We start from the raw sequence: 19,290 nt of genomic DNA, 5'->3' as shown, positions 1-19,290 counted from the left end.
TTCAGGCCCCGATTTCCTCGTGCTCGGTCAGGCATTCCGAATGGTCCCGCAACACCTCAAGCACCTTGCAGTCTCCCGTCCGCCCGCCGCTGCATTCGTGAACCATGCGTTTCAGTTCGGTGCGCAGCGCCTTCAGGCGCGCCATGCGCTGCTCCACCTGTTTGAGCTGGCGACGCGCGATGGCATCGGCCTCGTGGCAGGGCCGGTTGGGATGGTCGCTGAGGTCGAGCAGCTCGCGGATCGCATCGAGCGAGAAACCGAGTTGTCGCGAGTGGCGGATGAAGGACAGTCGATCGAGCTGTGCATTGTCGTAGCGCCTCTGTCCGCCTTCGGTCCTGCCAGGTTCGGGCATGAGTCCGATCTGTTCGTAGTACCGGATGGTCTGCACTTTTGTGCCAGTCTTCTTTGACAGAGTGCCGATCGTGAGCATTTTCGCCTCCATGAAAAAGATACAGTTTGTGTAGGTTTTGCCGTCGGAATAAACAAGTGTCGGATTCACAGACGCGTGAGTTCAAGCTATACCATGATTTCGTGCTTGAACCTCTAGCGGCTAGAGGATGTATCCGCACATGCAATAAGAATCAAAAACAGGCGAACAGGATTGTCCCTTACATCGGCACAGAAGTTTCTTTGGGTTTTGGCAGGCGTGGCAGCGCTTGCCTTCGTATGGCTTTTGCTCTGGTCCGACTATCGTGCCGACCGCGCCCGAACCGACGCCGAACCGCCTTTTTTCGCTGAATTCGAACTGACAGACCACCGGGGTATGGTTCAAACCGAGGAGGACTTTGCGGGGCGTTGGATGCTGGTGTTTTTCGGCTTTACCAACTGCCCCGACGTTTGCCCGACGACCCTATCTGAGGTCGCGGCGGTGATGGAGGGTCTGGGCGACGATGCCGCCAAGGTCCAGCCGATTTTCATAACTATCGACCGCGAACGGGACACGCCAATGGTGCTCGCAGAATACGTCACTCTGTTCGATGCGGGCATCATCGGGATGACTGGCACGCCGGAACAGATCGCCGCCACGTCTGAAACATTCCCAATCTTCTTTGAGCGCATTGAAGAGGCCGCAGCACCGGATGGGTACACCATGGGCCACTCGTCGCATCTGTTCCTCTTCGACCCCGAGGCAGGCTTTGCCGACTCCTGGCCCTATGGCACCCCCGCCGAGGAGATCCTCGCCGATCTGGAAGAGAGGATCTGACCGAAATGAACCGCATATCCGGAGAAACGGCCCTCGGGCTGGCGTGGATCATCGCGCTCGTCGCCTCACTTGCCGTGCTTTTCATCGGCGAGGTGCTGGGGCAGACGCCCTGTGTGCTGTGCTGGTTCCAGCGCGCCTTCATGTTCCCCTTGGCCATTGTCTTCGGGCTCGGCCTTTGGTGGCGGGACGGCCGCGTGGGGCGCTACGGCATCGCATTGGCGCTTGGCGGCGGCGCAATCGCCCTCTGGCACATGGGGCTGTACGTCGGTCTTGTTCCCGAACGCATCCAGCCCTGCACGGCCACCGGCCCCTCTTGCACCGATGACAACCAACTGGTCTTCGGCATCCCGATCCCGCTGATGGCGCTCGCCGCCTTCGCGCTGATCGGGGCGCTGTCGGCCCTTTCATTGAAGGACACACGAACATGAACCGACGCGGCCTGATCCTGTCCGTTCTCGCTCTCGGCGTCGCCGGTTTCGGCGGAGCCACCTGGTTTGCAACCCGCCCCGGCCCGGTGGCCGAAGCGGAGCCTGTTGCGCCGGAACTCGCGGACGCGATGATCCGCCCCTACTCGCCCATCCTCGGGCCTGCGGAAGCGCCCGTCACGATCGTCGAATTCTTCGATCCGGCCTGCGAGGCCTGTCGCGCCTTTCATCCCATCGTGAAGGACATCATGGCCGAGCATGGGGATACTGTCCGCGTCGTGATCCGCTACACGCCCTTCCACGGCGCGGCATCCGAGGAAGCCATCCGCGTGCTCGAGGCGGCGCGCATGCAGGACATTTACGTGCCGGTGCTCGAGGCCGTTTTGCGGGAACAGCCGAGATGGGCGTCGCACGGTGCCCCGGAGCCCGGCCTGATCCTTCAGATCGCCGCCACGGCCGGGCTCGATGCCGAAGCCGCGCGCACGCAAATGCTGGCACCCGATGTCGTGGGAATCCTGAATCAGGATCGTGCCGACGTAGAGACCGTGGGAGTTCGCCAGACGCCCACATTCTTCGTGAACGGCAAGCCGCTCGATCCGTTCGGGGAGGCAGAACTGCGGCGATTGGTGGCAGCCGAAGTCGCTGCCGCGCAAGGCTGAATGAAAAGGGCAGGATCAGAACGATGAAAACGCATACTTTCACCGGCAAACTGGCCGCGCTTTTGACCTTTGGAGCGCTCTCAGTGCCCGCGCTGGCCGGACCCGGGGATGTTGTTGTCGAGAACGCGTGGTCCCGCGCTTCCATCGGGGTGAACCGTCCCGGGGCCGCTTACATGACGATCCGCAACACTGGCGACGAGCCAGTGACGCTGATCGGCCTTACAACACCGCTCGCGATGATGCCCGAAATTCACGAGACGACGACAAATGCCAAAGGTGTGAGTTCCATGAGCCCGGCGGGGGAGATCGCGATCGCCCCGGGCGAGAGCGTCGCGCTCGAACCGGGGGGCCTGCACGCAATGCTGATGCGGCTGCAAGAACTGATGACGGAAGGGGACACCTTTACGCTGACCCTGCTTTTCGACGACGGAGGCGAAGTGACGGTCGAGGTGCCGATCCTCGGAATCGCCGCGCGGGGGCCGGAGGACTGATGCGGCGACGGACAATGCTGGGGTACGGCGCGGCTGGTGTCGGGGCGGTCGCCCTGATGCTCTTCGTCGGTTGGTGGCGGGTTGACGGACCCGGTGCACCCGCACCTACCGGGCAGCGGCCTGTGGCCCTGACCGAGATGGATTTCCGTCTGACGGATCATGAGGGCAACGCGGTCGGGCCGGAAACCCTGATCGGTCGCCCGACGATGGCGTTCTTCGGCTTCACCTACTGTCCCGATGTCTGCCCGACCACGCTCTCTGACATTTCGGGATGGCTCGACGATCTGGGAGACGAGGCCGAAGAAATGAATGTGGCTTTCATCACGGTCGATCCCGAGCGCGACACTGTCGAAACGATGGCCGAATATGTCGGCTACTTCCATCCTGGGATACGTGGCTGGACGGGACCGGAAGAGCAGATCGCGCGCGTCACGGACGGCTTCAGCGCCACCTACGAGCGGGTGCCGACGGAGAGCGGCGATTACACGATGAATCACACCGCGAGTGTCTTTCTGTTCGCAGCCTCGGGGCGGTTCGTCACCATGATCGACTATCACGAAGCCAGAGAGTTCGCGGTGCCGAAAATTCGCCGCGCGCTGGAAGAAGAAATGGAGGGGGCGACATGAGGCTCAGAACTTTGGCGGCTTGTGTCGCAATTGCGGGGACGGTTTCCGGGGCAGCTATCGCCATCTCCGAACTTTTGTCGAAAGAACCCGTGACGCCGGAACTTGCCCAGGCAGGTAGCTGGATGGCCCAAGGTCCTGAAGCCCCCAGAACCGTGACATCGCCGTGACGCTGCCCGCGACGGCATGGGTAGAAGAGGCACCCGACCTCGGCCCCCTGCCCCGTCTGCAGGTCGCGTTTGCCGACAGGCCGGTGCAGGCGATCGAGCCACCCCTGTCGGCGTGGTCGCCCGACATTGCACGTGGCGAGACGCTCGATTTCTTGCTGTCCGAAGCTGGTCTTGCGGCATCTCACAGAGCTGAAGTTGCCCTCGCGCTTGGCGCGGAATACGATCTGCGACGGCTGCGGCCGGGGCATTCGGTCACTGTTGCTTCGACCGTGGACGGCAGCCCCCGCACCATCTCACTCGCCGTCGAGGACGGGGAGCGGATCGAGTTGGTTTTCGGCGAGCAGTTGTCCACGCAGGTCGTGGCTCCGGATCCGGAGATCGCAACCCTTGCCGGCGAAGCCGTGATCGACAGCTCGATCTTCGCGGCACTCGGCGAAGCCGGCATACCCGCCCGTTTTTCTGTGGACCTTGCGCAGATGCTGGGTGGGACCGTGGATTTCCGCCGCGAGTTGGCCGGTGGCGAGACACTAAGGCTTCTCTGGCGCGAGGCACGTGTCGGCGGGGAAAGGATCGGACAGCCCGAGCTCGCCTTCGCCGCAATGGAGATCGGCGGTTCGCTTTACGAGATCGTATGGCCGGACGACGGCAGCGGTCAGGCGACGATCTACGTCGATGGTGACGTGCTGCGCGTCTTTGCACAGCCGGTCGAGGGCGCGCGCCTCAGCTCGGTGTTCGGACGCCGCACGCATCCGGTCTTTGGCAACGTCCGGATGCACACAGGCGTCGATTTCGCAGCGGCACGTGGGACACCGGTTCAAGCGACGGCACCGGGGCGGGTCAGTTTCATCGGCTGGCGCGGCGGCTATGGTCGCGTGGTTGAAATCTCGCACGGCTCCGACACCATGACGCGCTACGCGAATCTGAGCGCCGTGCCGGAAGACCTGGCACAAGGCCAACGCGTGGCGGCGGGAGATGTGATCGGCAGCGTCGGCGCGACCGGCACGGCGACAGGCCCGAACCTGCACTACGAAGTCCTCGTGGATGGGCGCCCGACTGCCCCCCTCTCTGACGACCGGCTCGCCGAAGCAGTCGAGAGCGAAGCGGATGACACCGCCGCGCTATCGAGTCTGGCCGAGGCGCGCGCGCTTCTGAAAGAAAACCTCGGCAGCGAGATTGCCGAAACGGCAACCGAAAGGCTCTGACCCATGAAACGCATGACCCAAGCTCTGGCAATCACCCTCGCCCTGTTACCAGCGGCCCAGGTCCTCGCAGAGGCAACGGCGATCGACGTCCGCAAGACGAACGGTTGCGGCTGCTGCCTCTCGTGGATGAACCATCTCGAAGAAAACGGGTTCAAGCCGACCGGCCAGGACATGAACGGCGGGCTACTCGTACGTTTCAAGCTCGACAACGGCGTGCCGCAGCGCATGGTCTCCTGCCACACCGCGCTCATTGATGGCTACGTGATCGAAGGCCATGTCCCGGCTGCTGATATTCGCCGGCTTCTCGAAGAGCGCCCGGACGCCGTCGGCCTCGCCGTTCCGGCGATGCCCTATGGCTCGCCCGGCATGGGGCCGGAAGAAAACCGTGAAGCCTATGATGTCTTCCTCATCCGCAAGGACGGGTCGACAGAAGTCTTTTCAAGCTACGCCGAAGGATAATCTGGCCGGCCCATGGAAAATCTGTCTCCGATAATGCTCGGCTTTCTCGGAAGCCTCGCTGCCGGATCGCTTACGGCAGTCGGAGCAGTTCCAGTGCTGTTCGGGCGCATTCCGTCTCGGGCCACGCGCGATCTGTCGCTCGGCTTCGCTGCCGGTGTCATGCTGTCAGCCTCGTTCTTTTCGCTGATCATCCCGGCATTGGATGCGGCAGAGCCAATGTTCGAGAACGGCGCGATGCCTGCGGCCATCGTATGCGTCTCGATCATTCTGGGCATGGGGGCTGTCGCGCTGATGAACGAAAAGCTGCCGCACGAGCATTTCAAGACGGGACGCGAAGGGCCCGAAGCGGCGTCTTTGCGGCGGGTCTGGCTGTTCATCATCGCGATCACGATCCACAACTTCCCCGAAGGCCTCGCGGTCGGGGTCGGCTTCGGATCCGGAGGTATGCAGGGCGGTCTGCCGCTCGCCATCGGCATCGGGCTTCAGAATGCGCCCGAAGGATTGGCCGTCGCGGTGTCCCTGTTGGGCGAGGGATATCCGAAGCTGCGCGCCTGGGGCATCGCGGCGCTGACGGGCATGGTCGAGCCGATTGGCGGCCTGCTTGGGGCCGGGATCATCACACTGTCGGAACCGCTGCTGCCATGGGGACTGGCCTTTGCCGCGGGCGCAATGCTCTACGTCATCAGCCACGAAATCATCCCCGAAACCCATCGCAGCGGCCATCAGAACAGGGCAACGCAAGGTCTCGCAATCGGGCTCGTTCTGATGCTGTTTCTCGATGTCTGGTTGGGGTGAGACAATGTCACTAAACAAGGTATCTCCGATGATCGGCGTCTTCGCGACGCTTGCAGCGTTCGTGATCGATCAGATCTCCAAAGCCATTGTCGTGGCGAATGCGGCCTCTCTAGGCTCCGGGATCGCCGTTTTTCCAGGTTTCAACCTTGTCTTCTATCGCAATGACGGCGTGACTTTCGGGATGCTGGGCGGCGCGCCGTGGTGGAGCCTCATCGCACTTGCTCTTGCCATCTGTGTTTGGCTGGGGGTTATGCTGTTTCGCGCCGAAAATGCGGTCGAAACACTTGCCTATGGCGCGATCATTGGCGGAGCCCTGGGCAATGTCATCGATCGTGTGCGGTATCGGGCTGTAACAGACTTCTTGGATTTCTACATTGGCACAACACATTGGCCTGCCTTCAACATGGCCGATGTATTTGTCGTCAGTGGCGTGGGGCTCTTGCTCGCTGGGCCATGGATCAGCGCGCGGCGTTCGATCAAGTCGTGAAGCCGGAAATTCTGAACCGCATCGCTCTGCGCCACCGTTTGCTTTCGCGGATGACGCTTGGTTTCGCCGCCGGGGCGCTGACCATTCTGACTTTCCCGCCTTTCTCGCTTCTCCTACTTGTTCCCATTGCCTATTCCGCGTTGTTTGTCGGTCTTCGCGATCTCTCCTTCGGGCGCGCTTTCCTTGTCGGCTGGGCGTTTGGTCTCTGCCAGTTCGGATTCGGGATTTCGTGGATCGCAGAGAGTTTCTACGTCAAGGCCGAGCGTTTCGGGTCACTGGCGATCCCGGCCGTCGCGGGATTGTCGGCAGGTCTCGCGATTTTCCCAGCCATTGCCGCAGCGCTCTTCGCCGAAATCGCGCGGCGCGGAGCCCTGGGCAGTCTCCTGGCCTGCCTCCTGTTCGCGACCTTCTGGACCGTGGCCGAGTGGTTGCGTGGTCACGTTCTGACAGGTTTTCCGTGGATCCTCGCCAGCTACGCTCTGGTCGATTACGCCGCTTTGCGCCAGCCCGCCGCCTGGGTCGGAAGCTATGGGCTAAGCTTTCTCACCGTGTTCGTCGCGGCACTTCCCGGCGCGGCTGTCATGGCGTCCGGGCGGCAACGATTGACCATCTCGCTCATGGCGCTGGCCGGCATAGCGACGATGTGGGCCGTCGGCACGCTTCGCCTCCAGTCGGATGCACAACAGCCACCCGGTGTCGACCTGCGCATCGTCCAGGGCAACGTTCCCCAAGAGGAGAAATGGGCGCCCGAGAACCGCGAGGCGACCTTCGCGCGCTATCTCGAACTTTCTTCCCGGCCCGGCGATTTCGACGTTCTTCTCTGGCCGGAAACCGCCTTTCCGGGTTTCCTTGATGAGGATACAGAGGCACGGGATCGCATTGCCGCTGCGCTACCAGACGGCAGGGTGCTGCTCACCGGTGTGCCGGACCGTGTACCCAGCGAGGATGGCACCCGATATTTCAACACGGTCCAGGCTTTTGGCGATACCGGCAAAATCCTGACCGGATACGCGAAACACCATCTCGTACCCTTCGGCGAATATGTGCCATTCCGCGGCTGGTTGCCCATCGAGCGGCTCACGGCGGGTCTGGGCGATTTTACGCCCGGACCGGGCCCGAGAACGCTTGCGCTTCCGGGTGTGCCGCTGGTCGCCGTGGCGATCTGCTATGAGATCATCTTCCCAGGGCATGTGGTCGACGACCTGTTCAGGCCCGACTGGATCTTCAACGCCACCAACGATGCCTGGTTTGGAACCAGCATCGGACCTGAGCAGCATCTGGCTTCCGCACGTATGCGCGCCATAGAGGAAGGCCTTCCTGTCATTCGAGCCGCGAATACGGGCATCTCTGCGGTCATCGACGCGAACGGAGAGATCGTTCCGCGGCTCGATACCGGCGAAACGGGCATCATCGACGCTAGTCTGCCCTCCGCGCGGCCGCCGACACTCTACGCGAGCTTCGGGGACTGGATGCTGTTGGCGCTCATCTTGGCTTCGTGGAGCTGGGCTCTGACGGCCAATGCGACGGCTCATTTCCGCCGCATGAGAAAGACCGTCATGCAAAGATGTGGATAGGTGTTCCGTCCTTCACCATTGCATAGATGTCCTCGATCTGCCGATCTGTGACTGCGATGCAGCCAGCTGTCCAGTCGTGGACGTCCGTCGGCTCGATGCCGGGTCGTGGACCACCATGGATGAAGATGTCGCCCCCTGGGGATCGGCCCTGCGCTTCGGCAAAGGCAATGTCGGCCTCATTCGGATAAGAGATGCCAACTGAAAGATGATAGGTGCTTTCAGGGTTGCGCTTATCGACTAAGTAGGCGCCCTCCGGGGTCCGACCGTCTCCCTCAAATTGCTTGTGACCCTCGGGCGCGAAACCCAGCCCGACCGGATAGGTTTGCAATACGCCATCGCCTCCGTCGAGAACAAGCAAGCGCTGCCCCTTGTAAAGCCGAACACGGGTCACCTCGGGTCCGCCATAGCTGCGGAACTTGCTGGCACAGCCGGACAGAAAGGCGGACATCATACCCATGAGAAAAATACGACGTTTCATTGAAGGTGCTCGATTTTTTGTTCTTTGGCCGAGGATTTATCATGAACCTTCAATTCAACAAAGGGCTGTCTGACTTGGAAAGAACAAGTTCCGGGAGCCAGGTAACCAATTCTGGCCACAATGCCAGCACTGCGATGAGCAGGATTTCAATGATCACGAGCGGCCCGGCGCCACGATAGATGTCAGCCAGATTGACACCTGGAGGAGCGGCCATCTTGGCGAAGAAGAGAGCATATCCGAATGGGGGCGTGAGAAAGGATGTTTGAAGCGCCAAAGCGATCAAACCGGCCAGCCAGATTTTTGAAAAATAGTCCGAGCCAACATGATCTGAAAAATCCAGCTGCCCGAACGCCGGCAGCAAGATCGGGAGAAAGACGAGCAGGATCTCGATCCAGTCGAACACGAACCCGAGGACGAGGATGATGCCAAGCAGCAAGGCAAGCGTCATCCAGCGCCCGAGATCGAACCCGTTGATCCATTCAAGCAGAACTTCGCGCCCCTCAATCAGATTGAAACCAAGCAAAAAAATGGATGCCCCGACGACTATAAAAAACACCATTGAAGTCATGGATGCGGTCTGAACTATCGTCTTGTTGAGGCGTGCAAATGTCATGCGTCCGCGAAACGCCATGACCAACAGCCCCCCGAAGACGCCGATACCTGCCGCCTCGGACAGGGTCGCGATCCCACCCACAATACTGAGAGGAATGGCCGCAATAACTCCGATGGCAATGATCACCGACAACACGTCCCGCATGGTGGGCTTTTCCATATCCGACAGGGCAACGTCGACACGATTACGAAGCGTTACCGCGTAAAACAGAGAAAAGAACAAAACCAGCAGCAAGACCGGGATGACAAGCGCTGTGTACATCAACGCGATCCGAAGCTGAAAGACGTTGGCCACAAAGAACAGCAGGACAGCCGGTGGAAAGACGACCCCCAACGCCCCGGACGCCGCAACCGCCGACCCGGCCGTCGAAGGCGCATATCCCGAGCGCAGCATCGGCCCATAGGCCACCAGAGCGACCGTCACAACCGAGGCGCCAATGACACCCGCGGCCGGCGCGAGGATCAGGCCAATCAACAGGGTGGCAATCGCATATCGGCCCGGCACGGATTTCAGGACATGGCCCAACGTCTGAAACAGCGTTGCTGCAACCCCGCTGGCATTCAGGACCAGCCCGAGAAAGATAAGAAGCGGGACACTGGTGAACTGCACACCTTCGTTGGTCAGCATGCCACGCACCCGAAGGTAAATGAGGCCGAGATGGCCAAAATCTGTAACGCCGATCACAACCGCAGCGACAAATGCCAGAAAACCGGTAGCGGTCAGGACCAATGCCACAGGAAAACCGCTGAACACACCGATGCCCAACAGCCCCAGCATTGCGATGGTCAGGATTTCAGTCTCCATGTGGCATGTCTTCCTGAGAGCTTGGCGCGATGCTGTCGTGTTGTCCGCGCAGGAAGGCGATGTTGCGCGCCACGACGACAAGGCCCGCAAACCCCAGCAGGACAGGTCCGATCACGGCGGCAATGCGCCGTGCCCAGATGTCGGTCTCAGCGTACTTGGTTGTCCGCATCAGCCCATCCCAACCATAATTGGTCAGGATGATCGCCAGAGGCAGCAGTACGAAGAGACAGCCAGCAAGTTCGATCCAGGCGAGACGGCGGGGCGGCCAGTTTCGTCGAAAGACGTCCACGCGGACATGCCCGTCGCGCAGGTATGTAAATCCGAACGACATGAAAATGAGGATAAAGAGTAGCGAGGTGGAAAGATCGGGAAGGATGGCCGACACCCCAAGCTGAAGCTTGCGATCGAGCATTTGCAGGCCGGTAAAAAAAGCGATTGGAACCACGGTTAGCCACGCGGTGCCCACACCTACGGAACGGATGACCGTTTCCAGAAAATCAAGTATGCGCAATTTGTCCCCTCCCTGCCCCTCTCCGGAGGCTGCCTAATGACCATGCGCCAGCGCACCCTTCGCCATCTGCTCGCCAACCGGTTCACCGCCCGAAGGCCCCGCCTCGACCCAGTGTCCGTTCAGGAGCCGAAGCGCATTGGTAACCACCAGCAAGGACACGCCCACATCCGCGGCGATTGCCCCCCACATCGAAGCCATGCCGAAGGCGGTCAATCCGACGAACACCGCTTTCGTCGCCAGCGAGATGCCGATGTTCTGATGGATGATCGTCATGGCTCGGCGCGAATGGCCAATGAGCCACGGCACCTTGCCAATATCGTCGGTCATCAGCGCGATGTCTGCTGTCTCGATGGCCGCGTCCGAACCAACAGCACCCATCGCGATGGCGTAATGCGCGCGCGCCATGGCGGGGGCGTCGTTCACCCCGTCGCCGATCATGGCCACCATGTCATGCGTTTCGACCAGTTCTTCGATGGCTGTCACCTTGTCTTCGGGCAAAAGCTCGGCACGGACCACGTCGATGCCGACCTCGGCGGCAACGGCGCGCGCTGTCCGCTCGTTGTCGCCCGTCAGCATCACGATAGTCTTCACGCCCTGCGCGTGGAGCTGTGCCACGATGCCTTTGGCGTCGGGGCGGATACGGTCTCGCAATTCCAAAATGCCGGTGACGCCGGTGTCGTCGCCCACGGCAACAAGGGTGCTGCCAGCCCCTTCGATGCGGTCGCGCAAATCCTTCGGAATGGCGTCGCCGAAACCCTTCTCCTCGGCAAACCGGTCCGACCCTAGCCAGATCGACCGGCCGTCTGTGCGTCCTTCAAGTCCCCTACCGGGAACAGTTCGGGTATCTTCCGCGGCGGACACCTTGATGCCGTCGGCTTCGGCCCGCGCGAGAATGGCGCGCGCCAAGGGATGCGAGGAACGTACCTCGAGCCCAGCGGCGAGGGTCATCAGATCCTGCGCCGATGCTTTGCTCAGCGGATGCACCGCCGCCACCTCGGGCTCGCCCATGGTGATCGTGCCGGTCTTGTCCATGGCCAGTGCAGTGGTCTTGCCCGGTGCCTCAACATATGCACCGCCCTTGATCAGCACCCCAGCCCGCGCAGAGGCGGTGAGTGCAGCGACGATGGAGACCGGTGTAGAGATGACGAGAGCACACGGGCAGGCGATCACCAGCAGCACGAGTGCATTGTAGAACCAATAATCCCAGGCCCCACCGAATAAGAGCGGCGGCAGCAGGGCAATTGCGATGGCGAGAGCCATGACGATAGGCGTATAGATGCGGGCGAATTTCGCCACCCACTGTTCCACCGGCGCGCGGCGGGCATGGGCGTCGCCGACCATGCGGATGATCTTGGCCAAGACGGTGTCCGAGGCGGCCTTCGTGGCGCGCACCGTCAGTGTGCCTTCGCCGTTGATCGTACCGGCATAGACTTCGTCGCCCCGTTCCTTTGGGACCAGCGCACTCTCTCCGGTGATCGGTGCTTGATCGACGGCCCCTGCCCCATCGACAACCTCACCATCCAATGGGATGCGGTCTCCGCCGCGCACGACGAAACGTGCGTCGATAGCAACCGCAGAAGCCGGAACGTCCGCTTCCGAGCCGTCATCATAAAGAACTCTCGCCGTCGGCGGCGCCAAGTCGAGCAGAGCGGAAACCGCATTCCTAGCACGCCCGACGCTCCAGCTTTCGAGAAAAAGCGAGAGCGAGAAGAAGAACGCGACCGTTGCCGCCTCGAAAAATTCGCCGAGGCCAATTGCACCCGCGACTGCGACGACCATCAGCAGGTTCATGTCGGGCGACAGCCGCCGTGCGGACGACCATGCCTTGGGTGCCACGAGCCAGACACCGAACAGGATCGCCACCGCGAAGAACCCGGCCTCGACCAGTGGCATCGGCGCTTCGCCGTGCCCTGCGAAGAGGCCCAGTGCCCCCCCCATGCCGGTCTCGATGATGTGCCACAGAAATCCCGCGGCCCAGAAGCCGCCACTGAGCGCCGTAAACAGCCGCTGTCGTGCAAGATGGGCCGCCTGGTCGACCGACGCGTTTTCGGCATCCCAGGGCTTGGCGGTCATGCCGGTGCTTGCGACCAGTTCTGCAACTTCGCCGTCCGATACCTTCCTTGCGCTGTCGAGGATGGTCATCCGTCCATTGATCACGTCGAAAGCGAGATGCTCCGCCCCGCCGATCTTCGGGCCGACCACCTTGTTCAGGATCGCGACCTCCTCGGCGCAATCGAGGCCTGAAACCTGAAAGCTGCGCCCGGCATACGGCGCGGGCGTCGTCGGCGCGATGTCGCCGCAGGTTTCGGCCCTCCCGCAGCAACTGCCGCCGCTTGCCCTGGCAACTTGGGCATCATCGTGATCGTGATCGTGACGGTGGGAGTGGGACGGCATGAACGAACCTCTGGATTCGGGTGCTTTATCATGACATAGCCCCTACAGTGGCTAGAGCTTCAAGAGCAAAATACGGTGGTATTTCAGTTTGTTTTATTGCTAGAGGATGCGGTGACTGGCTCTATCACGCCTTGAGGCATGAACAGCCGCTGCAAAGAAAAACAGTCACGAAAGGAAGCTTGATGCGGGTTTTGATGCTGAAGCAAAAAATGATGGTCGCAGTGGCGCTGTCGCTCACGGCCGGGTGCGCAGTCCAGCCGACTGGACCGGGCGACGCGGCAAAACAGGGGGGCAACGTTCCCGAAGCCGTGATTGCAATGGCTGCCCCGGATCAGGATGTTGCAACTGCGCGCTTGGTGCCGGAAGACGGGTGCTACTGGTACGAACACAGCGGCCCCGTTGAAACGACCTTGCTGCCGCTGCGCACGGCGAACGGCAATCGTATCTGCACCTCTCGCGAAACTTAATTACGTTTGCCGACCGCTGCTGGGCTTAGCTGCGGGCAGTCACGCTGTCCTCCGCCGAGTAAAGATATGCCGTAGAGCCGGTTTCGACGTTCGGGTAAAGGTCATTGATATGAGCCATAACCATCCGTACGCAGCCCGAACTTGCGCGGCCACCGATACTTCGTGGGCTCGGAGTGCCATGGATGCGCAGAAGGGTATCGCGTTCCCCGACGTAGAGATACAGCGCCCTTGATCCAAGCGCGTTTTCCGGTCCCGGTTCCATGCCATCGGCAATGTCAGCATAAAGTTCGGGGTCGCGATTGATCATGCTCTGTGTCGGTTGCCAGTGCGGCCACCTGACCTTGCGCTCGATGGTATAGACACCCGGCTCGTAGAGGTTGCCCCGCGCGATCGCCACGCCGTAGCGCATCGCGGTTCCACCCTCTTCAATGTGGTAGAGATATCGCGCGACCGCATCGACATGAATATCTCCCGGCACGAGCCCGGCCTTCGCGTCTACACGTTGCGGTAGGAACCGCGGGTGCAATCCCCATGGGTTGGAAGTCTCGGCAACATAATCCTGAGGCGTCACCTGTGCGTCCCATTCAGCCTTCTGAGCCTCGGTGGGCCAACTGTCGGCAAAAGCCATGCCGGGACCGGTCACCGAAAATAGCGCCGTTGTTGTCTGAATGAAGTGTCGTCTTGTCAGCATTTCGTACCCTTTCGGTTCCCGCCGGCGATTGATGGCAAGAACGGTATGTGTTCTCCTTGAATAGATAGGACTTCTAGTGGCTAGAGGTTCAAGGGCAAATTTTCGTGAGCAAACATGCGATCCTGGCAGTTTCCAGTTTGCTTGGGAGGAGAAAATTGCTCGCACGATACCTGGTCCGAAGTTGCGCAGCGACACTTCGTGAAATCGCAGATTGTCTGGAAATTTAAGCACAGCGGCTTCGATATCGCGACCATGAGATCGGGAGCGTCACGGCACACGGAACTTACGCCACTCGCAAATGCTACGATGCCATCTCTGGCTCCGGCTCTCATTCCGTTATTTCGCCCCGTAAGAACGCAAAGCTTGGATGGAGATCATAGCTGTAGCGGCGGCTCGTAATTAGGCCATACGGGCATCGCAGTATCTGGGCTGCGCGCTCTGGCGACAATGGAGCGGATATCCCCGCCGAAGCCGCGCGGAGACGAAGATGCAATGTGTGAAACTGCTTGGCCAGCCGCTCATCGCGTCGGACTTTGGCCGCCAGGGTGCGAAGCTTCATTTCCGCATAGCAGTCGTCAACAGCTACACCGCCCTTGGCATCCCAGTCACAGAAGCTTTGGAATAAGTCCGTCCGGAGAATGGCGAACACCGCCTATCAGCCTATTTGTAGAACATTTCCTCGAGGACCCCTCGATTGGTAAGTTAAAGTCTAAGGTCAACCCGCTTACTTCAACGGCAACCACCCGCCTATGACCGCTGGGAAAACGCCGCGAACAGGGCAAGCGTCCGTTCGCTGACATGGTGCTCGATCCCTTCGGCATCGCGTTCAGCCGTCTCGGGGTCGAGCCCGAGGCTCAGGAGAAACCGCAAGACGATCTCGTGGCGGTGCCTGCATTCCTTGGCGAGCGCCCGGCCTTCCTCGGTCAGAAATACCGAGCGATACTTCGCACGGGTGATCAATCCGTCCCGCGCCAGACGGCCAAGTGTTTTTGCGACCGTCGGCGCAGTCACGCCCATCCGTGTCGCGATATCGACCGGCCGGGCCTCGCCGTTCTCGTGGATGAGTTCGGCGATCAGTTCGACATAATCTTCCGCCACTTCGCTGCGCCGCGCTTCGCGCACACCGATGAAGGCCTCGGCGCGGGATTCGACCGCACGTGCCTCTGCCTCGGTTGAATCAAGGTTCTCATCATCCGTCATGCCGTCACCCTCGCACGATCGGGATTGACTCGTAAAGCCTAAGCGATGATTATTAGCCGAAGCTAACTTTTTGCGCCGGGACTTTGGCCTGCGTGTCATCTGAGGGGACAACGTCCATGCCTGTCGATACCAGCAAGCGAGGGCGCGATGTGTCGTCCGCCGTGGAGACGTCGCTGCCCACAGCGCCACCTGCCCTGGTCACGGAGCCAGTTTCGGCGTCGCGACGTGCGCTGTTGGTCGGCGGTCTGGTGGCTGCCGGCGGAGCGGCCGTGGCCGCGAGCCGCGCGCAATCCCAGGCAACGCCTGACCCGATGGCGGGGCATGCGATGCCCGGCGGGGCGGTCGATCCGTATTCGGCCCATGACAGTGGCGTGGCGCATGGCAACATGACGATGGTCGGCCAGGTCGACCACGCCCGGAACGGGTTCGACCCGACGGCCATGCTGACCGACTGGGAGACCGGTCGCACCGAAGTTCTGCCGGATGGGCGCACGTTACGAACGTTCGAGGTGGACGCCATCGACATGGAGATCGAGATCGCTCCCGGCGTTTTCTTTCCCGCCTGGACGTTCAACGGACGCGTTCCCGGCCCCGCTCTGCGCGCCAAGGAAGGCGAACGGCTACGGATCATCTTTCGCAACCTCGGTTCACACCCGCATTCCATGCATTTTCACGGCATTCACTCTGCGCGAATGGACGGCGTTCAAGGCGCCGGGCTGATCGATCCGGGCGAGGAGTTCGTCTATGAGTTCGATGCCAGGCCCTTCGGCTGTCATCTCTATCACTGCCACGCGCTGCCGCTGAAACGGCACATGCATAAGGGCATGTACGGACTTTTCGTGGTCGACCCTGATCCGGCGCGCCACCCCGAATTTGCGGCCGTTGCCGCGTCGCGCGTGCTGGGCAGCCCGGAAAACGCCGAATGGCAGGAACTGGCGATGGTGATGAACGGCTTTGACACCAATTTCGACGGCGAAAACGAGGTCTATGCCGTCAACACGGTCGGCCAAGCTTACATGAACGCGCCTATCCGGATCGACAAGTCGCGCCCGGTCCGTATTTACCTCATGAATGCGACCGAGTTCGACCCGATCAACTCGTTCCATCTGCACGGCAATTTCTTCGACTACTACGACACCGGTTCGCAACTCACGCCGACCCTGCGCACGGTCGATGTGATCATGCAGTGTCAGGCGCAGCGCGGCATCCTCGAGTTCAGTTTCGCTGACCACGAGGATGGGTTGTACATGTTCCATGCCCATCAGGCCGAGTTCACCGAACTAGGCTGGATGGGCTTTTTCGACGTGCGGGAGGCCGGAGCATGACCGATCAGACCCAACACAGCCGCCCGCCGATGACCCGCCTGCTTCTCGTTCTCGTGCCGCTGGCCGTCATGCTGGGGGCTTTCGTGTGGATTGCCTCGCTCGATCCGCTGCGCGGCTTCAACAATGGCGCGCCCCCGGTCGAGGCGTTGACCGTCGAACGGACGATCCTCGATGGGTCGGGGATTTCGCTCAGTGTGCGCGCCGGCGGATCGGAAGCAATGGTGGTCGCGCAGGTCGCAGTGGACGATGCTTACTGGACCTTCACGCAGGAACCGGCCGGGCCGATTGCCCGCGGCGAAGCGGTCTGGTTGCGAATTCCCTATCCGTGGGTTCTCGGCGAGGCCCATCACGTCAACCTGCTGACCAACACGGGCGCGACCTTCGGGCATGAGATCGGGGTCGCCGTCTCGACGCCAAGTCCCACCTGGGGTCAACTCCGGCTGCAGGCAGTGATCGGGGCGATCGTCGGCCTGTTGCCGGTGGCGCTTGGCCTGATGTTCTATCCGGCCATGAAGGGCGTCGGGCGAAGCGGGATGAACTTTCTGCTCGCACTGACGGTTGGGTTGCTGGCCTTCCTGCTGATCGACATGACTGCGGAAGCGCTGGAGTTGTCCGGCGATGCGGCGGCGATATTCCAAGGCTCCGCCATGGTCTGGCTGGCGGCGCTGGCAAGCTTTCTGCTGCTGATGGCGATCGGGCGCTGGCGCGGCAACCCAGAAGGCATTGCGCTGGCGTTCTACATTGCCCTCGGGATAGGGCTGCACAACTTCGGCGAAGGGTTGGCGATTGGCGGCGCATTCGCCGCAGGATCGGCCGGGCTTGGCACTTTCCTCGTCTTGGGCTTTGCCTTGCACAATGTCACCGAGGGTATCGGCATCGCCGCCCCGATGCTTCGGGCCCGGCCCACGCTCTGGATTTTCGCCGCCCTGACGCTGCTCGCCGGTGGCCCGGCCGTCCTTGGAATGTGGGCAGGCAGCCTTGCCTACGCGCCGCAATGGTCGGCATTGGCTTTGGCCGTCGGGGCGGGTGCCATTCTGCAGGTCATGGTCGAGGTCAGCGCCTACCTTGTCCGTCAAAACCCCGACCGGCAAACGGCGCTGATATCACCCTCTGTTCTGGCCGGGTTTCTGGGCGGCATCGCCTTCATGTACGCGACGGCGGCACTGATCAAGATCTGAGCCGGTGGTTGGCTGTCTAGGACTCATGGTGCGGTCGCCCAGCTCTATAAACTGACCCCGTCTGTCCACGGGGAGATCGCAATTTTCGTGCCCCAGTTTGTGCGCCCAAGAGACTTATTCTTTCGTGATTTCGAAATAAAGAGTTTGAGGCTAGAGCGACTAGAGGATCCCACAGATAGGAGAAAACACTGCAAATCCATCTGACTACTATTGCTGAGCCGCACGTCGAAATTGACTGTCTCATATTTTTGGTCTGTCACGATTCTGGGCCTCCGTTGAACTATCAACAGATGTTACGCACCAAAACGAGTGCTTTTTTAGAGGTGTTTCATGGCATCGCCCGCCACATGCGGAAACGCACCTGTTCGGTCACCTCGCGGATTAGACCTTGCGCTTCCATCCAAGCAAGGTTGCGTATTCCAGACGATGTTGGGCGTGTTTTCCACGGGATGATGGGCACGCATTCCACGTGATCTTGGGCACGGATTCCAGACGATCGTGGGCGGGTCAGACCGGCAGTCTGACCTTAGGAGTTCTTTCCAGAAATGGAGAGGACCCGAATGCCAACGAAGCGATTGCTGATGCGCCGTATACGAGATGTCTTGAGGCTGAAGCTGACCCAAGGAATGAGCGACCGCGCGATTGCCGCGTCGCTGGGCCTGTCGAAGGGCAGCGTGAACAATTACGTGACCCGGGCGCGACGGGCCGGGTTGGAATGGCCCTTACCGGAGGGTCTTGATGACGACAGCCTTGAGCTGCTGCTTTTCCCGGACTTGACGTCGCTGCCGACGCCCGAACGGCCCGTTCCGGACTGGTCGTTTGTTGATCGGGAGATGCGCAAGCGGAACGTGACGCGGGCGCTTCTGTGGCAGGAGTATCGGGCACAGCATCCGCGTGGGTTCGGCTACTCCTGGTTTTGCGATCACTTCGACGCCTGGAAGGGACGCGTGCGGCCAAGCATGCGGCAGACGCATGTCGGCGGCGAGAAAGTCTTCGTGGATTTTGCCGGTGACACGATCGACGTCGTCGATCCCGATACCGGTGAGGTGCATGCCGCGAAGCTGTTTGTCGCCGCGATGGGCGCGTCGAGCTACACCTATGCCGAAGCCGTCGCCTCGGAAGGGCTGGAAGACTGGATCGGCGCGCACACGCGCATGTTCGGCTATCTCGGCGGCGTGCCCAAGGCGGTGGTCCCGGACAACCTGAAGTCGGCAGTGATCAAGCCAGACCGCTACGATCCCGGGCTGAACCGGACCTATGCCGAACTGGCCGAGCACTATGGCACAGCGATCCTTCCGGCGCGCGTGCGCAAGCCGCGCGATAAGGCGAAGGTGGAGGTCGCAGTGCAGGTGGCGCAGCGCTGGATCCTCGCGCGGCTGCGGAACCGGCGGTTCTTCTCGCTGGCCGAGCTGAACGCGGCGATCCGGCCCTTGCTCGACGATCTGAACACGCGGATCATGCGCGATTACGGGGCCAGCCGCGCCGATCTCTTTGCCACGCTGGACCGCCCGAACCTGCTGCCGCTACCTGCCGAGCCTTA

General features: G+C 61.3%; 20 protein-coding genes and 2 pseudogenes. 15 read left to right on the top strand and 7 right to left on the bottom strand.

What is annotated here, in order from left to right; all coding sequences use genetic code 11:
• Position 1 precedes the first annotated feature (1 nt).
• Entirely contained in the window at positions 2 to 430 is a 429-nt protein-coding gene (locus RBB42_RS19685) for a MerR family transcriptional regulator (RefSeq protein WP_094037598.1), read from the bottom strand.
• 207 nt (positions 431 to 637) lie between these two features.
• On the opposite strand from RBB42_RS19685, the gene RBB42_RS19680 reads away from it, so the two are divergent.
• From RBB42_RS19680 to lnt, 10 genes and pseudogenes are all read left to right on the top strand, one after another.
• On the top strand, positions 638 to 1,204 hold the full coding sequence (locus RBB42_RS19680) for an SCO family protein (protein ID WP_306043813.1): 567 nt from the start codon (positions 638 to 640) through the stop codon (positions 1,202 to 1,204).
• A 5-nt stretch (positions 1,205 to 1,209) separates the two neighbouring features.
• Positions 1,210 to 1,632 (top strand): disulfide bond formation protein B, encoded by a 423-nt coding sequence (locus tag RBB42_RS19675; protein WP_306043769.1) that lies wholly within the window; start codon positions 1,210 to 1,212, stop codon positions 1,630 to 1,632.
• Entirely contained in the window at positions 1,629 to 2,288 is a 660-nt protein-coding gene (locus tag RBB42_RS19670; protein WP_306043767.1) for a DsbA family protein, read from the top strand. The genes RBB42_RS19675 and RBB42_RS19670 overlap by 4 nt, the downstream gene beginning before the upstream one ends.
• 23 nt (positions 2,289 to 2,311) lie before the next feature.
• Positions 2,312 to 2,779: a copper chaperone PCu(A)C gene (locus RBB42_RS19665; protein ID WP_094037489.1), complete on the top strand. Its 468-nt coding sequence runs from the start codon at positions 2,312 to 2,314 to the stop codon at positions 2,777 to 2,779.
• Positions 2,779 to 3,405 carry an SCO family protein gene (locus tag RBB42_RS19660; protein WP_094037488.1) on the top strand — a complete coding sequence of 209 codons (627 nt, stop codon included), beginning with the start codon at positions 2,779 to 2,781 and terminating at the stop codon, positions 3,403 to 3,405. The genes RBB42_RS19665 and RBB42_RS19660 overlap by 1 nt, the downstream gene beginning before the upstream one ends.
• Positions 3,402 to 4,774 (top strand): annotated as a pseudogene (locus RBB42_RS19655) (M23 family metallopeptidase). The gene RBB42_RS19660 and the pseudogene RBB42_RS19655 overlap by 4 nt, the downstream one beginning before the upstream one ends.
• Before the next feature lie 3 nt (positions 4,775 to 4,777).
• Positions 4,778 to 5,233 carry a DUF411 domain-containing protein gene (locus RBB42_RS19650; RefSeq protein WP_094037486.1) on the top strand — a complete coding sequence of 152 codons (456 nt, stop codon included), beginning with the start codon at positions 4,778 to 4,780 and terminating at the stop codon, positions 5,231 to 5,233.
• Between the two features lie 12 nt (positions 5,234 to 5,245).
• Entirely contained in the window at positions 5,246 to 6,028 is a 783-nt protein-coding gene (locus tag RBB42_RS19645) for a ZIP family metal transporter (RefSeq protein ID WP_306043765.1), read from the top strand.
• A gap of 28 nt (positions 6,029 to 6,056) precedes the next feature.
• On the top strand, positions 6,057 to 6,515 hold the full coding sequence (lspA, locus tag RBB42_RS19640) for a signal peptidase II (protein WP_094037485.1): 459 nt from the start codon (positions 6,057 to 6,059) through the stop codon (positions 6,513 to 6,515).
• On the top strand, positions 6,482 to 8,089 hold the full coding sequence (lnt, locus tag RBB42_RS19635; protein ID WP_306043764.1) for an apolipoprotein N-acyltransferase: 1,608 nt from the start codon (positions 6,482 to 6,484) through the stop codon (positions 8,087 to 8,089). The genes lspA and lnt overlap by 34 nt, the downstream gene beginning before the upstream one ends.
• Here the strand turns inward: lnt and RBB42_RS19630 are convergent.
• From RBB42_RS19630 to RBB42_RS19615, 4 genes are all read right to left on the bottom strand, one after another.
• Complete coding sequence (locus RBB42_RS19630; RefSeq protein WP_306043812.1) at positions 8,070 to 8,546, bottom strand: L,D-transpeptidase family protein; 477 nt, start codon at positions 8,544 to 8,546, stop codon at positions 8,070 to 8,072. The two genes, lnt and RBB42_RS19630, sit on opposite strands and share 20 nt — an antisense overlap.
• A gap of 70 nt (positions 8,547 to 8,616) precedes the next feature.
• Positions 8,617 to 9,984 (bottom strand): TRAP transporter large permease subunit, encoded by a 1,368-nt coding sequence (locus RBB42_RS19625; protein ID WP_306043763.1) that lies wholly within the window; start codon positions 9,982 to 9,984, stop codon positions 8,617 to 8,619.
• Complete coding sequence (locus RBB42_RS19620) at positions 9,974 to 10,495, bottom strand: TRAP transporter small permease subunit (RefSeq protein ID WP_306043762.1); 522 nt, start codon at positions 10,493 to 10,495, stop codon at positions 9,974 to 9,976. The genes RBB42_RS19625 and RBB42_RS19620 overlap by 11 nt, the downstream gene beginning before the upstream one ends.
• A 33-nt stretch (positions 10,496 to 10,528) precedes the next feature.
• On the bottom strand, positions 10,529 to 12,889 hold the full coding sequence (locus RBB42_RS19615) for a heavy metal translocating P-type ATPase (RefSeq protein WP_306043761.1): 2,361 nt from the start codon (positions 12,887 to 12,889) through the stop codon (positions 10,529 to 10,531).
• Positions 12,890 to 13,071: 182 nt separating this feature from the next.
• On the opposite strand from RBB42_RS19615, the gene RBB42_RS19610 reads away from it, so the two are divergent.
• On the top strand, positions 13,072 to 13,356 hold the full coding sequence (locus RBB42_RS19610; protein WP_094037480.1) for a hypothetical protein: 285 nt from the start codon (positions 13,072 to 13,074) through the stop codon (positions 13,354 to 13,356).
• A 25-nt stretch (positions 13,357 to 13,381) separates the two neighbouring features.
• Here RBB42_RS19610 and RBB42_RS19605 read toward each other — a convergent pair whose 3' ends face one another.
• Positions 13,382 to 14,047, bottom strand: coding sequence for a L,D-transpeptidase (locus tag RBB42_RS19605; protein ID WP_306043759.1), 666 nt, complete (start codon positions 14,045 to 14,047; stop codon positions 13,382 to 13,384).
• A 248-nt stretch (positions 14,048 to 14,295) separates the two neighbouring features.
• Between RBB42_RS19605 and RBB42_RS19600 the strand changes: the two are divergent.
• A pseudogene (locus RBB42_RS19600) lies at positions 14,296 to 14,672 on the top strand (transposase); the annotation flags it as partial.
• Between the two features lie 122 nt (positions 14,673 to 14,794).
• Here RBB42_RS19600 and mntR read toward each other — a convergent pair.
• The gene (gene mntR, locus RBB42_RS19595; protein WP_009815500.1) at positions 14,795 to 15,247 is read right to left on the bottom strand and encodes a manganese-binding transcriptional regulator MntR; all 453 of its coding nucleotides are present in this window, start codon (positions 15,245 to 15,247) and stop codon (positions 14,795 to 14,797) included.
• 116 nt (positions 15,248 to 15,363) lie between these two features.
• Between mntR and RBB42_RS19590 the strand changes: the two genes are divergently transcribed.
• The 3 genes from RBB42_RS19590 to istA all read left to right on the top strand — a co-directional run.
• Positions 15,364 to 16,572 (top strand): multicopper oxidase domain-containing protein, encoded by a 1,209-nt coding sequence (locus tag RBB42_RS19590; protein ID WP_306043757.1) that lies wholly within the window; start codon positions 15,364 to 15,366, stop codon positions 16,570 to 16,572.
• Positions 16,573 to 16,625: 53 nt separating this feature from the next.
• The gene (locus tag RBB42_RS19585) at positions 16,626 to 17,750 is read left to right on the top strand and encodes a ZIP family metal transporter (RefSeq protein ID WP_306043756.1); all 1,125 of its coding nucleotides are present in this window, start codon (positions 16,626 to 16,628) and stop codon (positions 17,748 to 17,750) included.
• A gap of 560 nt (positions 17,751 to 18,310) precedes the next feature.
• A partial coding sequence (istA, locus tag RBB42_RS19580; RefSeq protein WP_306043754.1) for an IS21 family transposase occupies positions 18,311 to 19,290 on the top strand: 980 nt, incomplete at its 3' end.

The sequence above is a fragment of the Mameliella sp. MMSF_3455 genome, from assembly GCF_030733205.1.
Lineage (GTDB): Bacteria > Pseudomonadota > Alphaproteobacteria > Rhodobacterales > Rhodobacteraceae > Antarctobacter.
The sequence above is the reverse complement of the archived record's forward strand: the minus strand, read 5'-3'. Positions and strand labels throughout refer to the sequence as shown.

Excerpts from the sequence above, each read along its gene's own strand:
- RBB42_RS19685 (WP_094037598.1), bottom strand. The coding sequence starts at position 430 with ATGCTCACGATCGGCACTCTGTCAAAGAAGACTGGCACAAAAGTGCAG.
- RBB42_RS19675 (WP_306043769.1), top strand. The coding sequence starts at position 1,210 with ATGAACCGCATATCCGGAGAAACGGCCCTCGGGCTGGCGTGGATCATC.
- RBB42_RS19670 (WP_306043767.1), top strand. The coding sequence starts at position 1,629 with ATGAACCGACGCGGCCTGATCCTGTCCGTTCTCGCTCTCGGCGTCGCC.
- RBB42_RS19665 (WP_094037489.1), top strand. The coding sequence starts at position 2,312 with ATGAAAACGCATACTTTCACCGGCAAACTGGCCGCGCTTTTGACCTTT.
- RBB42_RS19660 (WP_094037488.1), top strand. The coding sequence starts at position 2,779 with ATGCGGCGACGGACAATGCTGGGGTACGGCGCGGCTGGTGTCGGGGCG.
- RBB42_RS19650 (WP_094037486.1), top strand. The coding sequence starts at position 4,778 with ATGAAACGCATGACCCAAGCTCTGGCAATCACCCTCGCCCTGTTACCA.
- RBB42_RS19645 (WP_306043765.1), top strand. The coding sequence starts at position 5,246 with ATGGAAAATCTGTCTCCGATAATGCTCGGCTTTCTCGGAAGCCTCGCT.
- lspA (WP_094037485.1), top strand. The coding sequence starts at position 6,057 with ATGATCGGCGTCTTCGCGACGCTTGCAGCGTTCGTGATCGATCAGATC.
- lnt (WP_306043764.1), top strand. The coding sequence starts at position 6,482 with ATGGATCAGCGCGCGGCGTTCGATCAAGTCGTGAAGCCGGAAATTCTG.
- RBB42_RS19630 (WP_306043812.1), bottom strand. The coding sequence starts at position 8,546 with ATGGGTATGATGTCCGCCTTTCTGTCCGGCTGTGCCAGCAAGTTCCGC.
- RBB42_RS19625 (WP_306043763.1), bottom strand. The coding sequence starts at position 9,984 with ATGGAGACTGAAATCCTGACCATCGCAATGCTGGGGCTGTTGGGCATC.
- RBB42_RS19615 (WP_306043761.1), bottom strand. The coding sequence starts at position 12,889 with ATGCCGTCCCACTCCCACCGTCACGATCACGATCACGATGATGCCCAA.
- RBB42_RS19610 (WP_094037480.1), top strand. The coding sequence starts at position 13,072 with ATGCGGGTTTTGATGCTGAAGCAAAAAATGATGGTCGCAGTGGCGCTG.
- RBB42_RS19605 (WP_306043759.1), bottom strand. The coding sequence starts at position 14,047 with ATGCTGACAAGACGACACTTCATTCAGACAACAACGGCGCTATTTTCG.
- mntR (WP_009815500.1), bottom strand. The coding sequence starts at position 15,247 with ATGACGGATGATGAGAACCTTGATTCAACCGAGGCAGAGGCACGTGCG.
- RBB42_RS19590 (WP_306043757.1), top strand. The coding sequence starts at position 15,364 with ATGCCTGTCGATACCAGCAAGCGAGGGCGCGATGTGTCGTCCGCCGTG.